Source organism: Ruminococcus sp. NATIVEDY161 (genome assembly GCF_045819895.1).
Taxonomy (GTDB): domain Bacteria; phylum Bacillota; class Clostridia; order Oscillospirales; family Acutalibacteraceae; genus Ruminococcoides.
Genome location: NZ_CP162392.1, coordinates 104,871 through 121,798 on the forward strand (window position 1 = coordinate 104,871; position 16,928 = coordinate 121,798).

A 16,928-nucleotide genomic window follows, 5' to 3' on the forward strand; every position below is an offset into this window, starting at 1 on the left:
ACTACCAAAGTCGGTGAAGTTACTCCGATCACAACGTAGACCGCGACATTAAATGATAGTCTCTATTTATGGAGCTGAAGATGGGACTTGAACCCACGACCTACTGATTACGAATCAGTTGCGCTACCAACTGCGCTACTCCAGCAATTTTATTTACTCGACTAAGATATTATACATTAATTTCAAAATAATTTCAATAGTAAATTTTTTATTTCCGCAATATTTATCTCAAATATTCTGATGTGAGAAAGTTTTTCACATTTATTGAATTCGCTGTTGCCGATAAGATATAATATTAATTGATAGGTTTTGGCGGTGAGATAATGGACAACGAAAAAACAAGCCTTGGCTCTAAGCTTGAAACGCTCAGAAAGGGTATGGGTTTAACACAAAAGGATGTTGCGGATATTCTTAAGATTAACCGCACGACTTATACTAAGTACGAGACCGGTGTAACCGAACCTAATATTGCCGCGCTTAAAAAGCTTACTGAGATTTTCGGCGTTGACCTGAATTATCTCTTGTCTGAAAACACCGGTGCGGAGGTGCTCAGCGATAACACTTCCGAGGACGTAAAGGCGAGAGAATTTTTGAGGTTATTTAATCTTTTGTCTGAAAAAGACAAGGAAAAGCTTATTGAACAGATGAAAAAACGAACCGATAATGCAAAATAATTTTTGCAAAAACTCTTTACTTTAAGAGGATTTTGTGATAATATATAACAGTTGACCTGTTTCACGGATTAGGGGGTAAGCCGCAAATGCGGAGTTTCACAGCCTTTTTCTGAGATTCGGGCAAAATAAATTAAAAGGTGGAATAAAAATGTTAAAAGAAGAAAAGCAGGCTATCATGGCTGAATACGCTCTTCACGAGGGCGACACAGGTTCTCCCGAGGTTCAGATTGCTCTTCTTACAAGAAGAATCAACGACCTTACCGAGCACCTCAAGATTCATAAGAAGGATCACCACAGCAGACGCGGTCTTCTTATGATGGTTGGTCAGAGAAGAAGCCTTCTCGGTTACCTCAAGAAGGTAGACATCGAGAGATACCGTTCAATTATCGCAAGACTCGGTATCCGTAAGTAATCTTACAAAACAAGGGCAAGCGGAGCGAAAGCTCTCTTGCCCTAAATTCAAATATAACGGGATTATTCACTTACTGTATTTTAGCGGTAAAAAGACCGCGCAAAATGTTTTACGCTGTGTTTTTATTGCTAAATCAGTGTGAAATCCCGTTAATATAAATTTATTGAAGCTATTGCTTCGGAAAGGATTTTACAATGAACAGTTTTATGACATTTGACAAGTACAGAGTGTTCGAAACTGAGTTTGCCGGCAGACCTCTTAAGGTTGAAACAGGCAAGATGACTCAGCTTGCTAACGGCGCGTGTCTTGTAACCTACGGTGAGACCGTAGTTCACTGCGCTGTAACCGCTTCTGCAAAGCCCAGAGAGGGAGTTGACTTTTTCCCTCTTTCGGTTGACTACGAGGAGAAGCTCTACTCGGTAGGCAGAATTCCCGGCTCTTATCTTAAGAGAGAGGGCAGACCTTCGGAGCACGCAATTCTTACAAGCCGTGTTATCGACCGTCCTATCCGTCCTCTTTTTGACAAGAGTATGCGCAACGACGTTTCTATCGTCTGCACAGTAATGAGCGTAGATCCCGATTGCCAGCCCGAGATCGTAGCTATGATCGGCGCTTCAATCGCGATTTCTATCTCTGATGTTCCGTGGAACGGTCCTATTTCGGGTTGTTCGGTTGGTATGATTGACGGCGAGTACGTAATCAATCCCACCGAGGAGCAGAGAAAGGTAAGCAAGATGGCTACCACAGTTGCTTCAACAAGCGAGAGAATCGCTATGATTGAGGCAGGCGCTGACTGCGTATCCGATGATGATATGTACAACGCTATTATGGCAGGCCATGAGGCTAACCAGAGCATTATCAAGTTCATCAATGAGATTAAGGACGAAATCGGCAAGCCTAAGTTTGAGTTTGCAAGCCTTGAGCCCGACCACGATATGTTCGAGGCTATTAAGGCGTTTGCAGAGGAGGATGTTAAGGTTGCTCTTGATACAGACGACAAGACAGTACGTGATGATCGCTTAAAGCCCATCTACGAGGCTGTTCACGCAAAGTTTGACGAGATTTATCCCGAGCAGGAGGCTGCTATTGACGAGTGCCTCTACAAGACTCAGAAGTTTATCGTTCGCCGTTGGCTGCTCGACGAGCAGAAGCGTGTTGACGGCAGAGGAATGGATGACATCCGTCCTCTCGCAAGCGAGGTTGCGGTACTTCCCAGAGTTCACGGTTCGGGTATGTTCACCAGAGGACAAACTCAGGTTCTCACCGTTGCTACACTCGGCCCTGTTTCGGACAAGCAGTTGCTCGACGGCATTGACGGCGAGACCGAGAAGAGATATATCCATCATTACAACTTCCCGAGCTACTCAGTAGGTGAGACAAAGCCCAGCCGCGGTCCCGGCAGACGTGAAATCGGTCACGGCGCACTTGCCGAGAGAGCGCTTGTTCCGGTTATTCCTTCGGTTGAGGAGTTCCCGTACGCTCTCAGACTTGTTTCTGAGGTTCTTTCTTCAAACGGTTCAACCTCACAGGGTTCAATCTGCGGATCTACCCTTGCTCTTATGGACGCAGGTGTTCCGATTAAGGCTCCTGTTGCCGGTATTTCCTGCGGCCTTATCACAGAAGGTGAGCGTTGGATGACAATGGTTGACATCCAGGGACTTGAGGACTTCTTTGGCGATATGGACTTTAAGGTAGCAGGTACTCACGAGGGTATCACAGCTATTCAGATGGACCTTAAGATCAGCGGTCTTACTCCCGAGATGGTTAAGGAAGCGCTTGAAAAGACTCACAAGGCGCGTATCTTTATCCTCGATGAGGTTATGCTTAAGGCTATCGCACAGCCCAGAGAGGAGCTTTCACCCTACGCTCCCAAGATGTTTACAACAACAATTCCTGCTGACAAAATCAGTGAGGTTATCGGTAAGAGCGGTAAGGTTATCAAGGAAATCCAGGCTGAGTGCGAGGTTAAGATTGACATCGAAGAGGATGGCGAGTTCGGTCAGGTATTCGTATCAGGTCTTGATACCGAGAAGTGCAAGAGAGCTGTTGATATTGTTCAGACTATCGCAAGCGATCCCGAGCCCGGCGCAATGTATCTCGGCAAGGTAACAAGAATTATGGACTTCGGCGCATTTGTTGAGATTGCTCCCGGCAAGGAAGGTCTTGTTCACGTTTCTCAGCTCGATGTTAAGCGCACAGAGAACGTTACCGACGTTGTTAACGTAGGAGACATTATCCGCGTAATGGTTCAGGAGATTGACGACAAGGGCAGACTTAACCTCAGCCGCCGTCAGGTTCTGATTGATGTTGACGGTCTTACTCCCGAGGATAACGGCGACGACGACAGAAGAAACAGCCGTCCCCGCAGACCGAGAGGAAACGACAGAAGAAACAGAAGATAATTCTATTCTAGAATAATACACGGCAGTCGAACTCAATGCTCGGCTGCCGTTAAATTTTTTAAACGAGAAAAAGAAAACTGTCATTCCGAAAACTTAGAATGACAGTTGTTTTTATTTGATTAGCAGATTTCCTTAATCCAGCCTTCGGGAGCTTCAATTCTGCCCATCTGGATTCCGGTTAATGTCTCGTAAAGCTTCTTTGTAATCGGGCCCATTTCTTCCATACCTGCGGGGAAGCAGATTTCCTTGCCGTGGTCGTAGATTTTGCCAACAGGTGAGATAACAGCCGCTGTTCCGCAAAGACCGCACTCAGCAAAGTCCTTAACCTCGTCAAAGTAAACCTCTCTCTGCTCAACCTCAAGTCCGAGGTAATGCTCGGCAACGTACATCAGCGAACGGCGTGTGATAGAGGGGAGAATACTGTCGGACTTGGGAGTAACAACCTTTCCGTCCTTTGTGATGAACAGAAAATTCGCTCCGCCTGTTTCTTCAACCTTGGTGCGTGTAGCCGCGTCGAGGTACATATTCTCGTCAAAGCCCTCTGCGTGAGCTGTTACGATTGCGTGCAGGCTCATTGCGTAGTTAAGACCTGCCTTGATGTGACCTGTGCCGTGAGGAGCGGCTCTGTCAAAATCGGAAACCTTAATTGTAATCGGCTTTGCGCCGCCCTTAAAGTAGGGACCTACCGGAGTGGTGAATACTCTGAACTGATACTCGTCGGCAGGCTTTACGCCGATAACAGGGTTCATTCCGAAAACATACGGACGGATATAAAGAGTTGCGCCTGTGCCGTAAGGAGGTACAAAGTCAGCGTTTGCCTTTACAACCTTTTCAACAGCTTCAAGGAACATTTCCTCGGGAACTTCGGGAATTTCAAGGCGCTTACAGCTGTCAATAAGTCTTTTTGCGTTGAGGTCGGGACGGAAAACTACAATCTTGCCGTCCTGAGTTGTGTACGCCTTAAGTCCTTCAAAAACTGTCTGAGCGTACTGGAGAACGCCTGCGCACTCGCTCATTGTAATCATAGAATCCTCAGTGAGAAAGCCCTCGCCCCATTTGCCGTCCTTGTAGTTGGCAACGTAGCGCTCTCCTGTCGGAATATATCCGAAACCGAGATTTGACCAATCAATGTTTTGCTTTGCCATTATAAAAACTTCCTTTCATAAAAAGAACATTTAAATCTTTAAACTTAATTTTAGCACTTTAATACGTTGATATAATTCTATATTAGAATTAAACTAATAATAATACAATATATAATACTAATATATTAATTCTTATAATTATTTTCAGAGGTTTGTTATGGGCAAAATCATAAAAATAGCTTTAACCGGAGGGCCTTGCGGCGGAAAGACCGAGGCGCTTAAGTTTTTGAAAAATGAGCTTGCAGCTTTGGGAGTGGATGTTTATATACTTGATGAAACCGCTACACAGCTTTTTAACAGCGGACTTTCTCCTAATATTGACGGAAGCTTTGAATTTCACAGCAAGCTGTTTGAGGAGCAGTATAATAAGGAAAATGAGCTTTATAAACTTGCAGAGAATTTAAAAAGTGATGTATCGGTTATAATTTGCGACAAAGGGTTGCTCGATAACCGTGCATATGTTACTGAGGATGAATTCAAACGATATTCCGCTTTATTTGGGTTAAATGAGAATAAAATCAGATGTATGTACGACGGAGTTTTTCATCTTGTATCCGCCGCCGACGGCGCTGAAGAATACTATAATCTAAGCAATTCCGCAAGGAATGAAACGCCTGAGCAGGCGAGAGAGCTTGATAAAATAATTCTTTCGGTATGGGCAGGAACTCCGCACCTAAGAATTATCGACAACAGCACGGATTTTAAGGGGAAATTAAACCGTCTTTTAGAGGAAGTCAAGGCAGTTATCGGAATTCCGAAGCCGCTTGAAATTGAAAGAAAGTTTTTGATTGAGTACCCTGATACAGAGTATCTCAAAACTATCCCAACCTGCCGCAGGGTAGCGATTGAGCAGGCGTATCTTGAAACTCCCGATGAGGGCAGGTTCAGAATTCGTAGGCGCGGAAGCAGGGAAGAGGCTGTATATATTAAAACGGTAAAGAGAAAAATAAATGATTTATCGCATATTGAGATAGAGAATTATATTTCCGAAAAAGAATATAACGATTATCTTTCTCAAAAGGAGTATGTGCACGGTATTATACGTAAGGACAGATATTGCATAGCTCTAAATTCGACATATTACGAGCTTGATGTTTTCCCGTTTTTTGTTGACAGAGCAACGCTTGAAATTGAGCTGCTCACGGAAAATCAGCCTTATGTTTTGCCTGACTTTGTGAAGGTAATCAGAGAGGTGTCTTTTGAGAAAGAGTATAAAAATAAGTATTTAGCGGTAAAGTTCGGCGGAAAATTTTAATTAAGTTATTCTGACTAAAAGTAAACAATGCAGTAATTTTGACAAAATTCAAAAAATCTATTGACAATCGGGCGCATTGTGGATATAATATAAAAGCTGACTTAATCAGAAATGCGCCAATAGCTCAGCTGGATAGAGCAACTGCCTTCTAAGCAGTAGGTCAGGGGTTCGAGTCCCTTTTGGCGCGCCAATTAAGTCGCGCCAAAAGGGACTCGAAGGCGATCTTATCATCAGTAAAGTTCTTTGGCGCGCCATTCTGCGCTAAATTTATATTTTATATAAATCAGCGCGAATATGGTGGGATTAGCGTAGTTGGTTAACGCGCCAGTTTGTGGCACTGGAGACCACCGGTTCGAATCCGGTATCCCACCCCATTTGACTCATTAGCTCAGTTGGCAGAGCACTTGACTTTTAATCAAGGTGTCCGGAGTTCGAATCTCCGATGGGTCACCACAGCCGCACAGGAAATCTTGTGCGGCTTTTAACTTAATAATGGGCCGTCGCCAAGCGGTAAGGCAACGGACTTTGACTCCGTCATCCGTGGGTTCGAATCCCGCCGGCCCAGCCAACAAAAGGGCACCTTTGCAGGTGCCCTTTTTGTTGGCTGGAAAAGGCGGCGGGATTCGAAGGCGACTGTGCCGAGCGTAGCGAGGTAAAAACGTCACAGTGTGACGTTTTTAAGGAGAGCGTTCTACAAACTTATACAATTAAACACGCCGCATAAAACGAGCTGAAACTATAGATTTAAGCGAAACATACGCCGGCCCAGCCAACAAAAGGGCACCTTTGCAGGTGCCCTTTTTGTTGGCTGGAAAAGACGGCGGGATTCTTTGATTTCATTACGTTAAAATCCCCTTGCGGTAACGCAGTTTGTATGTTATAATATTTCTGCAAAAAAACTATAAATATAATGAGGTTATTATGGAATTATATAACGGACGTCCCGAGGATTGCTCGGGCAGGGAAGAACGCGAGATTTCGGTTTATGATTGTCTGGATTTTCTCGGTATTGAGTACAGCAGAGTTGACCACGAGGTCGCTATGACTATGGAGGACTGCAAGGCGATTGATGATGTCCTCGGCGCTGTAATGTGCAAGAACTTGTTCCTCTGCAACAGGCAAAAGACTAAGTTTTATCTTTTGATTATGCCTGCTGATAAGCCATTTAAGACCAAGGAGCTTTCGGCTCAGATAAACTCGGCAAGGCTTTCGTTTGCTTCTGCGGACAAAATGCTCGAATATCTCGACATCAATCCCGGTGCGGTCAGCGTTATGGGACTTAAAAACGATACGGAGAATAACGTCAGCTTGATTGCGGACGAGGATTTGCTCAAGGACGAGTATATCGGCTGTCATCCCTGCGTTAATACTTCGAGCTTGAAGATAAAAACATCCGATTTAATCAACGTATTTCTGCCGTATACAAAGCATGATATGGCTGTAGTGAAGCTTGTCGGGGAATAGGTGGCATTATGTTGAAAAGACTAATCGTTACAATCCTTTCAGCGGTAATGCTATTAACGTTTATCCCTACCATCAGCGCTGCCGAAAAAGCAAACTCCGGCTCCGTAATAACTCAGGACGGAGAGTTCGTGCCTTTGTACACAACTTCTCCGGACAGTTCGCTTAAAGACCATTCAAATTATATGACAAAGGAGCAGAGCGTATTTTTCTATACGCAGACAACGTTCCTTGCGCTTATTGCAGGATATTTGATTGTGTTCAAGGTTAGGTGTATTCCCAAAGGTGAAAAAATGCACCGCAGAAAAATCAATAAATAAAATAACCGACTTAGGCAATAAAGCTTAAGTCGGTTTTGCATTATCTTAACTTCTTAAAAAAGTCCTTCAAAAGTTTTGCACATTCTTCTTCCATAATTCCGCCGTGATACTCGGGCTTGAAGTTGTACGGCATTTCAAAAAGATTTGTGATTGTTCCGCATGAGCCGTTCTTAAAGTCGTAAGCGCCAAAGTACACCTTTGGGATATGAGCATTAATAATCGCTCCTGCGCACATCGGACACGGTTCAAGGGTTATGTAAATCTCACAGTTCCACAGTCGCCATCCGCCGAGAGCCTTGCAGGCGTTGTTTATCGCGTCTACCTCGGCATGAAGCAGGGCGTTTTTGGATTTTTCACGTCTGTTTCTGCCTTTGGCTATTATTTCTCCGTCCCTGACAATAACAGCGCCTACGGGAACTTCGCCGTCGTCGAACGCTTCCTTAGCCATCTCAATGGCGGCGTTCATAAATTTATCAGTTGAGTAATCCATTTGGCAGTAAGAAATAAATTGTAACTATAAGGAACATCGACAGTGAGATAATAACGCCCGGAGTGAGGAAGAAGCTTTTGATTTTTTCTTTGTATGTAAGCAGGTCGGCTTCCGCTTCCTCGGATTTTTCAGTTGAACTGAATTTGAATATGCTCTTATCCTTTTTCACAAGGTAGATAAATGATAACAATCCGCCGATACAGAAGATTACAACTACAACAAGATTGATGAGATAATAAGTGTGCTCGTCGATATTAGTGTTCGAACGGAGAACATCAAAGGTAACTGCATAGAAGTTGTTAATAAAGTGAATAATTATTGAAGGCAGAATTGAGTCGGCTATCATATCAACAAATCCGAAAACAAGTCCGAGTATAAACGCAAAAACAATCTGCGTTGAGTTGCCGTGCATAGCGCCGAACATTACCGATGAAGCGATAACCGCAAAGCATTTGCCGTATTTTTTAAGCCTGCCCATAACAATTCCGCGGAACGCGAATTCTTCCGCAAATGCAGGAACAGCGGAAACGGCAAACATATAGAGAATAGTCTGAAATGGGTTAAGCAAGCTGTCGTTAGTCATTGAAGCCGAGTTTTTTAGACCGAACAAAGACAGGTTGTCGTCCATAAGCTGAGCCGCTGTATTCGAAACCATCGCAAGTCCCATACCGATAAATACAAGGCTGATGAGCAATGTGATTGGAACAAAGGTCTTTTTATACGCTTCACCGAACTTGAAGCCCGAGGCGGCAAGGTAAATAATGCCCGGGACAAAAGCCGCCAATACGCTGAGCAAAATGTCGAGAAGATACTCAACTGTAGGCTCAGTAGGAGAAACGCCGAAAAGCTCAAGCACGGTAACGACGATTACGCCGACAATTTGCATTGTCAAATAATACGCCATTATGTAAAAGCCGAGACCGTTTGAGGTCTTTTTTAGTTTTCTTCTTTCAATTTTTCTTATATATTCTGTCGGATTAACATAATTGAACCCCGCGTTTTGATTGTATTGAGGTTGCGGTGGCAAATAATTATACATATACATCACATCCATTCTAATATTTTATCATATACAAATCCGATTTGCAAGGTAATTTAACCGTTACAAGAATGTAAATTGACAAAACCTGAGTTTGGTGGTATTGTGAAATTGAATAATTATGTACAGTATTCGGGAGGATGACTATATGGTAACCGCAATGCTTTTTGCCGGCGGAATCGGCGCGAGAATGCAGTCGTCTGATTTGCCAAAGCAGTTTTTGGAGGTCGGCGGAAAACCGATTATAGTTCATACAATGGAGCATTTCGCCAAGCATTTTATGGTTGACGGAATTGTTGTCGCCTGCAAGGAGGACTGGATTGATTATCTTGTTGACCTTGTTAAGGAGTTCGGCATAAAAAAAGTAAGGGCTATTGTGCCGGGCGGAGAGACCGGCTACGCTTCTATTCACAACGGAGTTATGGCGGTGTCTCAGTTTTCGAAAAATCCCGACGATATTATTTTGATTTGCGACGGCGTTCGCCCGATGCTCTCGGAAAAGCTTATTACCGACTGCATTGAGGAGACCAAAAAGCATAAAACCGCAGTTCCGGTTACACCGAGTATAGACTCGCTGTTGTACAGTACCGACGGCACAAGCTGTAAAAAGAGCTACGACAGAAATACAATGTACATTACCCAAGCTCCGCAGGGTTACACTATGGAGAGAATTCTTTGGGCACATAGTGAAGCTGAAAAGCGCGGTATTACAAACCCGATTTCATCAAGCGAGCTGTTTATTGAGCTTGGCGAGAGCGTGCATATATTCAAAGGGGAGAGGTTTAATATTAAAGTCACCACTCCCGAGGATTTAATCACTCTCCGTTCGCAGTTTTACTATGAGAATTACAAAAAATTCGCTAAGGAAGAATTAAAGTATGGATTATAAGGTTAAGGATAATATTTTAAATTCTGTATATTCCGATGTGCTTGAAATTGCGCAGGCGGATTTTATCGAGTGGGAAAAGCTTAAAAACAGCACCGTGCTCATTACGGGAGCAAACGGCTTTATCGGCTCGTACCTTGTATTCGCTCTGCTTTTGCGCAACGACTTATATAATGATAATATCAGCGTATATGCTCTTGTCAGGAACAGAGCGTCGGCAGAGAAAAAGTTCGATTCCCTGCTTTTAAGGGAAGATTTAACGCTTATCGTTCAGGATGTTTCTTCTCCTATTGAAGCCGAGAGAGCGGATTATATCATTCACGCGGCGAGTCAGGCGAGCAATATTCAGTTTGAAACCGATCCTGTGGGCACTATCAGCGCTAACTTAACAGGCACATCAAGCGTGCTCGATTTTGCGTTGAAGTCAAAGGCTAAGTCTACTCTTGTTATTTCGAGCCTTAAGGTTTACGGCCAGGTTTACGGTTCAAAGGGGTATCTTACCGAGGCTGACGAGGGATATCTTGACTTTACGTCATATAAGAATTGCTATGCTATGGGCAAACGCGCTTCCGAAACCTTGGCGGCAAGCTATATTAAGGAGTATGGTCTTAACGTAAAGCTTTGCCGTCCTGCGTATATTTACGGCGCAAGCTCGCTTACCGACGACAGAGTATGGGCGCAGTTTATCGCAAATGTCGTTAAGAAGGAGAATATTCTCTTAAAATCCAACGGCGCGGCTAACCGTTCGTTCTGTTATGTAACCGACACCGCGTCAGCTATGCTCTGCGTACTTCTCAGCGGAGAAAACGGCTTTCCTTATAATATTGCTTACGAAAAGTCAAATACTACTATCCGCGGCTTTGCAAAAACCGCGTGCGAGGCGTTCCCCGAGAGGAATATTATGCTCAGCTTTCAAAATTCCGAGGATGAGGCTGAACCTCAGATACTTAAAACTCCGCTTTCTACTGAGCCTGAAATTCTCGACAGCACAAGGCTTAAGGAACTCGGCTGGAAGCCTATTGTAACTCTTAAAGAGGGAATAAAAAGAGCGGTTAAAGTTCTCGAGGAGCAAAATCGTTAGTTTAATATAACCAGTCAAATACGAAAAAAGCACTGGATTTTTGCTAAAACCACAATCTGTTGTGTTTTAGTTGACAATATACACCAGAATATGATAAAATATTAGATGTATAAATTTGTGCTTTTTCGCATTAAACAGGAGATTTTTATGAATACAGCAATTATCCTCGCAGGCGGCGTTGGAAGCCGTATGGGAGTTGACAGACCAAAGCAGTTTTTGATGGTTCAGGATAAACCTATTATCTCTTACTGTCTTGATATTTTTCAGAAGCACAGCGCGATTGACAGCATTGTTATAGTTGTCAGTGAGCAGTGGCAGGACTTTGCCGAGGAGTACGTGCAAAAGTACGGCGTTACCAAGGTTAAGGGCTACGCTCCGGCAGGTCAGTCAAGACAACATTCAATTTATAACGGACTTAAGTGCATCGACAAAAACGTTCCAGATACCGATATCGTTATCGTTCACGACGCGGCTCGTCCGCTTGTGTCGGATCAGATTATTTCCGACTGTATCAAGGGCGCTACCGATTACGACGGTGCAATGCCCGTTATTTCGGTCAAGGACACTGTTTATCAGAGCAAGGATGGTCAGGAAATCGGCTGCCTGCTCAAAAGAAGCGAGCTTTTCGCTGGGCAGGCTCCCGAGAGCTTTAAGTTCAGAAAATACTTTGATATACATAATCAGGTTACCGATGAAGAAATCGGCGCTACCGCAGGCAGCAGTGAGATTGCATACCGCCATGGTATGGAAGTGCGTATGGTCAAGGGCAGCGAGCGCAACCTGAAAATCACAACTATTGAGGATTTAGAGACCTTTGAAACTATATTGAAAGGTGATGTTTGATATGGATACAATGAAGGCGAGAGTTTTAAGAGCAGTCGGAAATCTTGAGTACTGCGACTATCCAATGCCCGAGGTTAAGCCTGACGAGGTGCTTTTCAAGGTTAAGGCTTGCGGTATCTGCGGCTCGGATATTCCGCGTATTTTTGTAAACGGAACATACCATTTTCCCACAATCCCCGGCCACGAGTTTTCGGGCGAGGTTGTTGGAGTAGGTGATGATAAAAATAAAGAATTAATCGGCACAAGGGCGGCTGTTTTTCCGCTGATTCCCTGTATGAAATGCGAAAACTGCCACAACGGCGACTACGAGATGTGTAAGTCCTATGATTATCTCGGCTCTCGCAGCGACGGCGCTTTTGCCGAGTATGTAAGAGTTCCCGTGTGGAATCTCGTTCCCATTCCCGATAACCTCAGCTTTGAGGAAGCCGCTATGACCGAGCCTGCGGCTGTTGCGCTTCACGCGCTCAGACGCGCTCAGATTGAGGTAGGCGATAACGTTGTTATCTTTGGTCCGGGCACAATCGGTATGCTTATCGCTCAGTGGGCGAGAGCATGGGGAGCAAGAGTTCTGCTCGTTGGAACCGACGCAAACAACTGGGATTTTATCGAGAGTATGGGCTTTACAGAGTACTGCAACTCATCGCACGAGGACGCTATCGCTTGGGTTAAGGAAATGACCGGCGGAGTAGGCGCAGATATCGCTATTGAGGCGGTTGGTATTGCGCTTACTGCCTGCAATTGTCTTGAAGCTGCTGCAAGCGGCGGAAAGGTTATCTTTGTAGGAAATCCCCACGGCGATTTCACCTTCCCTCAGAACACCTACTGGCAAATTCTCAGAAAGCAGCTTAGAATTTTCGGTACATGGAATTCAAGCTACAGCGATACTCACAAGAGCGACTGGAATATGGTTGTAGACGCTATGGCTAACGGCAAAATTGACGTTAAAAAGCTGATTACTCATAAATATGACCTTGAAACTATGGACAAGGGACTTGAAATTATGAAGAACAACTCAGAGTTCTTCGCTAAGATTATGGTCGTTAACGACTAAGGAGCTTACTATGAAAGGAAAGCTATCTCCGTCCTTAATGTGCGCCGACGTGCTCAATCTTCAATCTGAGCTTGAGGCGCTTGACAATTTAGGTGTTGATTTTATTCACCTTGACTTTATGGACAACAAGTTTGTGCCGAACATCACGCTTGACACAAACCTTATTAAGTCCGTAAAAAGCGTGCTTAAAAATATGAGACGCGATATTCATATTATGGCATATGAGCCTGTTCAGTATTTTGACAGAATGGATATCGGTGAAGGCGACATTGTAGCCGTTCACTACGAGGCTTGCCCTGATTTGGCTGATGTTATCGGTGAAATCAGAAAAAGACAGGCTTCTCCGTTTATCGCTATCAGCCCCGACACAAAACCCGAGGTTTTGCTTGACTACCTTGATATAATCGACGGCGTGCTCGTTATGACGGTTTATCCCGGCTTTGCGGGACGTCCGATTGTCGAGGGAAGTCTTGAAAAGCTTGCGAAGGTTCGCAAGCTGCTTGACGATAACAAGCCCGGACTTCTTATGGAGGTTGACGGTCATGTTAGCTGGGATTTGTGCAAAAAAATGCGCGAAAACGGTGCTGATATGTTTGTTGCCGGTTCTTCTTCGCTCTATCAAAAGGGCTTAGAGCTCGAGGAGAGCGTTGAAAGAATGAATAAACTTGTTGAGTAAGTATTTGATTACAGAGGTGCTTTTGTGGAATATCAAATTCAGGTAAAAGAGCTTATAATTGAAAAAAATAAGATGACTCTTACTGTTATGGGTTCTATTGCCGATCCGAGTATTAATTCTCACTTTTTATCAAATCCGAAGCTTGTAATGCACTTTGACAACGGCAAGGAGGACAGGCGTATTCCGTTTGTTCTCACAAATGTTACCCACATTGACGGCAAGGTGTTTTTCTCGGGCAAGTACATATACACGCTTAACTACCTGTTCTGGAAAACCCGCAACAGCTACAAGCCCTTTAATATGTATTTCAATCTCGGTTTTGCTGATTTTTACGAGGAGAAAATCAATGTTGATTTAACTCCTGAGCTGTTAGAAACCGACGACAGAAACTACAGAATAAAAATCAACGGCAACCGTTACGATTTTTATCCCAACAGAAGAAGAATAGTTCACACTCCGGCGGCAAGGTTCGTTGTCGGACTTGTTAACACAATCGTTAAGATTATCGAGTTTGGCTTTGCGATTCTTATGTTCCCTCTGTTTATTATTGAGGCGATTTTAAGATTTACCGGCGTGTTGCTTCTTCCGGCGAGGTTTAACGACGAAAGCCCTGTAAGGCGTTTTATCGCATATGTATTCTGGCGTTTTTCCAGAGTGTCGACAACCGATTTGTCGCTGTGGAAGGTTAAAAGATATATCTTCTGCCGTTGCTATGATTTTTACAGTATATTCAAAATCAAGGAAAACAAAATTACCTTCATTTCGCTCAGACGTGACGATTTGTCGGGTAACTTTGCCTTTGTTTACGACAAGCTTAAGGATGACAAAAGCCTTGATATAAACTTTATTCTAAACGACCACACAATTACCGAAATGACCTTCGGTGAGATTTTGAAGTTTACAAAGGCTTGCGCTACAAGTAAGATTGTAGTTCTCGATGAATTTACACCTCAAATTCACTATATTAACCTTCGCAGAGACACAACGCTGTTCCAGCTTTGGCACGCCTGCGGAGCGTTCAAGACCTTTGGCTTTACCAGACTTTCAAAGCCGAAGGGTTCGCCTCAGGCTACAAGAAACCACAGAAGCTACGATTACGTTACAGTCAGCTCTACGTACTGCAAAAAGTGTCATTCCGAGGGCTTCGGTATCGCTACCGACAGGGTTGTGGCTACGGGTATTCCGAGAACCGATGTGTTCTTTGATGAGGAATATAAGCAAAAAGCGAGAGATAAGTTCTTTGAGGAGCATCCCGAGTTCTTCGGCAAGAAGATTATCCTTTTTGCGCCGACCTTCAGAGGAATGGTTAAGGAGACTGCGTTTTATCCTACAGAGATGTTCGATATCGACGAGGTTTGCTCAAAAATCCCCGACGATTACGCGATTATCGTTAAGCACCATCCCTTTGTTCAGGATGTTCAGCCTATCCCCGAAAAGTACACCGACAGGGTAATTGACCTTTCCGAGGATAATGAGCTCAACGACCTGCTCTTTGTTACCGACGTAATTATAACCGACTATTCGTCGCTCGTATTCGAGGCTTCGCTCATTGATATTCCGATGATTTTCTATGTATTTGACCTTGAAAAATACATCAATGAGCGCGACTTCTACTTTGACTTTAAGCTTTATGCTCCGGGTAAGATTGTTTACTCAACCGAACAGCTTATTGACGCTATCAACAAAGAGGACTACTGCACAGACCGCATTAAGCCCTTTGCGGATATGTTCTTTGATTATCGCGACGGCAAGTCAACCGATAGGGTTGTAGACCTGATTTACGATAATTTGAAAAAATAATCAATAAACACTTGACAATATTTTAATTCTGTTATATAATTAACCGGTAAAATAAAGCAAAGCAGAAATGCTTTCACCTGTGGGGTACCGTCTGCACGGGTCAATACAATGCTATTTCCTATTTAGTGTGTTTAGTGTATTGTTATGCGGACGGATGTATTTCTGTCCGCATTATTATTTTTCTATTTAGTGCTTTGGAGGTGCTTAACAATCGGCAAGAAGGATAACAACATTCAGATAAACGAAGAAATCCGTGACGCGGAGCTGAGAGTAATCAGTTCTGACGGCCAGCAGCTTGGTATTATGTCCGCTAAGCAGGCGCTTGAAATCGCAGAGCAAAAGAACCTTGACTTGGTTAAGATTGCTCCGCAGAGCAAACCGCCCGTTTGCAAAATTATGGACTACGGAAAATATCGCTTTGAGCAGTCAAAAAGGGAAAAGGAAGCCAGAAAAAATCAGCATATTGTTGACATTAAGGAAGTCAGACTTTCGCTTAATATCGACACTCACGATTTTAACACAAAGCTTAACAACGCCCTTAAGTTTATTAAGCACGGCGATAAGGTTAAGGTTTCTATCCGTTTCCGCGGTAGAGAAATGGGACATCCCGAAATAGGACTTGAAACAATGAAGCGCTTTGCCGAGGCTTGCTCGGAGATTGCAGTTGTTGAAAAGCCAGCTAAGCTTGAAGGCCGCCAAATGCTTATGTTTCTTACGCCAAAGCCGAACAAGTAAGCCTTTTTCAGCTTGCATTAACAAGTAAATTATTCAAGGGAGGATATAAAAATGCCTAAAATTAAAACACACAGCGGTGCAAAAAAGCGCTTTAAACTTTCCAAGAACGGAAAGGTTATTCGTGCTCACGCTAACAAAAGCCATATCTTGAACAAAAAGACTACAAAGCGTAAAAGAGGTTTGCGTCAGACTACTGTTGCTGACAAGACAAACACACCGCAGATTAAGCGTCTTATTCCTTACAAATAATTTTCGCTTAACTAATTTCGCTTAATTCATTTCAAAATATCGGAGGTAATGTATAATGGCACGAGTAAAAGGTGCGATGATGACTCGCAAGAGAAGAAAAAAGTTTTTAAAGCTTGCCAAGGGTTACTGGGGTGCAAAATCCAAGCACTTTAAGATGGCTAAACAGGCCGTAATGAAATCCGGCAACTACGCATATATTGGCCGTAAGCAGAGAAAGAGAGATTTCCGTCGTCTTTGGATTACACGTATTTCTGCGGCTTGCAAGGCTAACGGCACAAACTATTCAACATTTATGAACGGTCTTAAGAAGGCTAACATCACTCTTAACCGTAAAATGCTTTCTGAAATCGCTATTTCAGATCCCGCTGCTTTCACAGCACTTGTTGAACAGGTTAAAAATGCTTAATAT

Annotated in this window: 18 protein-coding genes and 5 tRNA genes; 19 read left to right on the plus strand and 4 right to left on the minus strand. The window is 43.7% G+C overall.

Annotation, left to right across the window (positions count from 1 at the left end):
• Positions 1-69: 69 nt before the first annotated feature.
• Positions 70-145, minus strand: a tRNA-Thr gene (locus AB1I50_RS00445).
• A 178-nt stretch (positions 146-323) separates the two neighbouring features.
• Here AB1I50_RS00445 and AB1I50_RS00450 point away from each other — a divergent pair.
• The 3 genes from AB1I50_RS00450 to AB1I50_RS00460 all read left to right on the plus strand — a co-directional run bounded on the left by AB1I50_RS00450 (position 324) and on the right by AB1I50_RS00460 (position 3,488).
• Positions 324-674, plus strand: a complete 351-nt coding sequence (locus tag AB1I50_RS00450) for a helix-turn-helix domain-containing protein (RefSeq protein ID WP_407724260.1) — start codon at positions 324-326, stop codon at positions 672-674.
• 148 nt (positions 675-822) lie between these two features.
• Positions 823-1,086, plus strand: coding sequence for a 30S ribosomal protein S15 (gene rpsO / locus AB1I50_RS00455; protein WP_092970427.1), 264 nt, complete (start codon positions 823-825; stop codon positions 1,084-1,086).
• Between the two features lie 194 nt (positions 1,087-1,280).
• Positions 1,281-3,488: a polyribonucleotide nucleotidyltransferase gene (locus AB1I50_RS00460; protein WP_407724261.1), complete on the plus strand. Its 2,208-nt coding sequence runs from the start codon at positions 1,281-1,283 to the stop codon at positions 3,486-3,488.
• 119 nt (positions 3,489-3,607) lie between these two features.
• On the opposite strand, the gene AB1I50_RS00465 is transcribed toward AB1I50_RS00460, so the two are convergent.
• A complete protein-coding gene (locus tag AB1I50_RS00465; RefSeq protein WP_407724262.1) occupies positions 3,608-4,633 on the minus strand; it encodes a branched-chain amino acid aminotransferase in 1,026 nt (341 codons plus the stop codon).
• 157 nt (positions 4,634-4,790) lie between these two features.
• Here AB1I50_RS00465 and AB1I50_RS00470 point away from each other — a divergent pair, with 157 nt between their 5' ends.
• From AB1I50_RS00470 to AB1I50_RS00500, 7 genes are all read left to right on the plus strand, one after another.
• Entirely contained in the window at positions 4,791-5,888 is a 1,098-nt protein-coding gene (locus AB1I50_RS00470; protein WP_407724263.1) for an AAA family ATPase, read from the plus strand.
• Positions 5,889-6,001: 113 nt separating this feature from the next.
• Positions 6,002-6,078 (plus strand) — tRNA-Arg (locus AB1I50_RS00475).
• 107 nt (positions 6,079-6,185) lie between these two features.
• Positions 6,186-6,262, plus strand: a tRNA-His gene (locus AB1I50_RS00480).
• A 3-nt stretch (positions 6,263-6,265) separates the two neighbouring features.
• Positions 6,266-6,341, plus strand: a tRNA-Lys gene (locus AB1I50_RS00485).
• A 40-nt stretch (positions 6,342-6,381) separates the two neighbouring features.
• A tRNA-Gln gene (locus AB1I50_RS00490) sits at positions 6,382-6,456 on the plus strand.
• 353 nt (positions 6,457-6,809) lie between these two features.
• Positions 6,810-7,352, plus strand: coding sequence for a prolyl-tRNA synthetase associated domain-containing protein (locus AB1I50_RS00495; protein ID WP_407724264.1), 543 nt, complete (start codon positions 6,810-6,812; stop codon positions 7,350-7,352).
• Between the two features lie 8 nt (positions 7,353-7,360).
• Positions 7,361-7,669, plus strand: coding sequence for a hypothetical protein (locus tag AB1I50_RS00500; RefSeq protein WP_407724265.1), 309 nt, complete (start codon positions 7,361-7,363; stop codon positions 7,667-7,669).
• Positions 7,670-7,709: 40 nt separating this feature from the next.
• On the opposite strand, the gene AB1I50_RS00505 is transcribed toward AB1I50_RS00500, so the two are convergent.
• The gene (locus AB1I50_RS00505) at positions 7,710-8,135 is read right to left on the minus strand and encodes a nucleoside deaminase (RefSeq protein ID WP_407724266.1); all 426 of its coding nucleotides are present in this window, start codon (positions 8,133-8,135) and stop codon (positions 7,710-7,712) included.
• A 7-nt stretch (positions 8,136-8,142) separates the two neighbouring features.
• Positions 8,143-9,063 carry a CPBP family intramembrane glutamic endopeptidase gene (locus tag AB1I50_RS00510; protein ID WP_407724267.1) on the minus strand — a complete coding sequence of 307 codons (921 nt, stop codon included), beginning with the start codon at positions 9,061-9,063 and terminating at the stop codon, positions 8,143-8,145.
• A 283-nt stretch (positions 9,064-9,346) separates the two neighbouring features.
• On the opposite strand from AB1I50_RS00510, the gene AB1I50_RS00515 reads away from it, so the two are divergent.
• The 9 genes from AB1I50_RS00515 to rplT all read left to right on the plus strand — a co-directional run bounded on the left by AB1I50_RS00515 (position 9,347) and on the right by rplT (position 16,925).
• Positions 9,347-10,087, plus strand: a complete 741-nt coding sequence (locus tag AB1I50_RS00515; RefSeq protein WP_407724268.1) for an IspD/TarI family cytidylyltransferase — start codon at positions 9,347-9,349, stop codon at positions 10,085-10,087.
• On the plus strand, positions 10,077-11,165 hold the full coding sequence (locus tag AB1I50_RS00520; protein WP_407724269.1) for an NAD-dependent epimerase/dehydratase family protein: 1,089 nt from the start codon (positions 10,077-10,079) through the stop codon (positions 11,163-11,165). Before AB1I50_RS00515 ends, AB1I50_RS00520 begins: the two co-directional genes overlap by 11 nt.
• A 147-nt stretch (positions 11,166-11,312) precedes the next feature.
• On the plus strand, positions 11,313-12,008 hold the full coding sequence (locus AB1I50_RS00525; RefSeq protein WP_407724270.1) for an IspD/TarI family cytidylyltransferase: 696 nt from the start codon (positions 11,313-11,315) through the stop codon (positions 12,006-12,008).
• Position 12,009: 1 nt separating this feature from the next.
• Positions 12,010-13,059, plus strand: a complete 1,050-nt coding sequence (locus AB1I50_RS00530) for a galactitol-1-phosphate 5-dehydrogenase (protein WP_407724271.1) — start codon at positions 12,010-12,012, stop codon at positions 13,057-13,059.
• A 10-nt stretch (positions 13,060-13,069) separates the two neighbouring features.
• Complete coding sequence (locus tag AB1I50_RS00535; protein WP_407724272.1) at positions 13,070-13,735, plus strand: ribulose-phosphate 3-epimerase; 666 nt, start codon at positions 13,070-13,072, stop codon at positions 13,733-13,735.
• 24 nt (positions 13,736-13,759) lie between these two features.
• A complete protein-coding gene (locus AB1I50_RS00540) occupies positions 13,760-15,535 on the plus strand; it encodes a CDP-glycerol glycerophosphotransferase family protein (protein WP_407724273.1) in 1,776 nt (591 codons plus the stop codon).
• Between the two features lie 144 nt (positions 15,536-15,679).
• A complete protein-coding gene (gene infC, locus AB1I50_RS00545; protein WP_407724274.1) occupies positions 15,680-16,270 on the plus strand; it encodes a translation initiation factor IF-3 in 591 nt (196 codons plus the stop codon).
• 51 nt (positions 16,271-16,321) lie between these two features.
• Positions 16,322-16,519 carry a 50S ribosomal protein L35 gene (gene rpmI, locus AB1I50_RS00550; protein WP_407724276.1) on the plus strand — a complete coding sequence of 66 codons (198 nt, stop codon included), beginning with the start codon at positions 16,322-16,324 and terminating at the stop codon, positions 16,517-16,519.
• A gap of 55 nt (positions 16,520-16,574) precedes the next feature.
• Entirely contained in the window at positions 16,575-16,925 is a 351-nt protein-coding gene (rplT, locus tag AB1I50_RS00555) for a 50S ribosomal protein L20 (protein WP_407724277.1), read from the plus strand.
• Positions 16,926-16,928 lie beyond the last annotated feature (3 nt).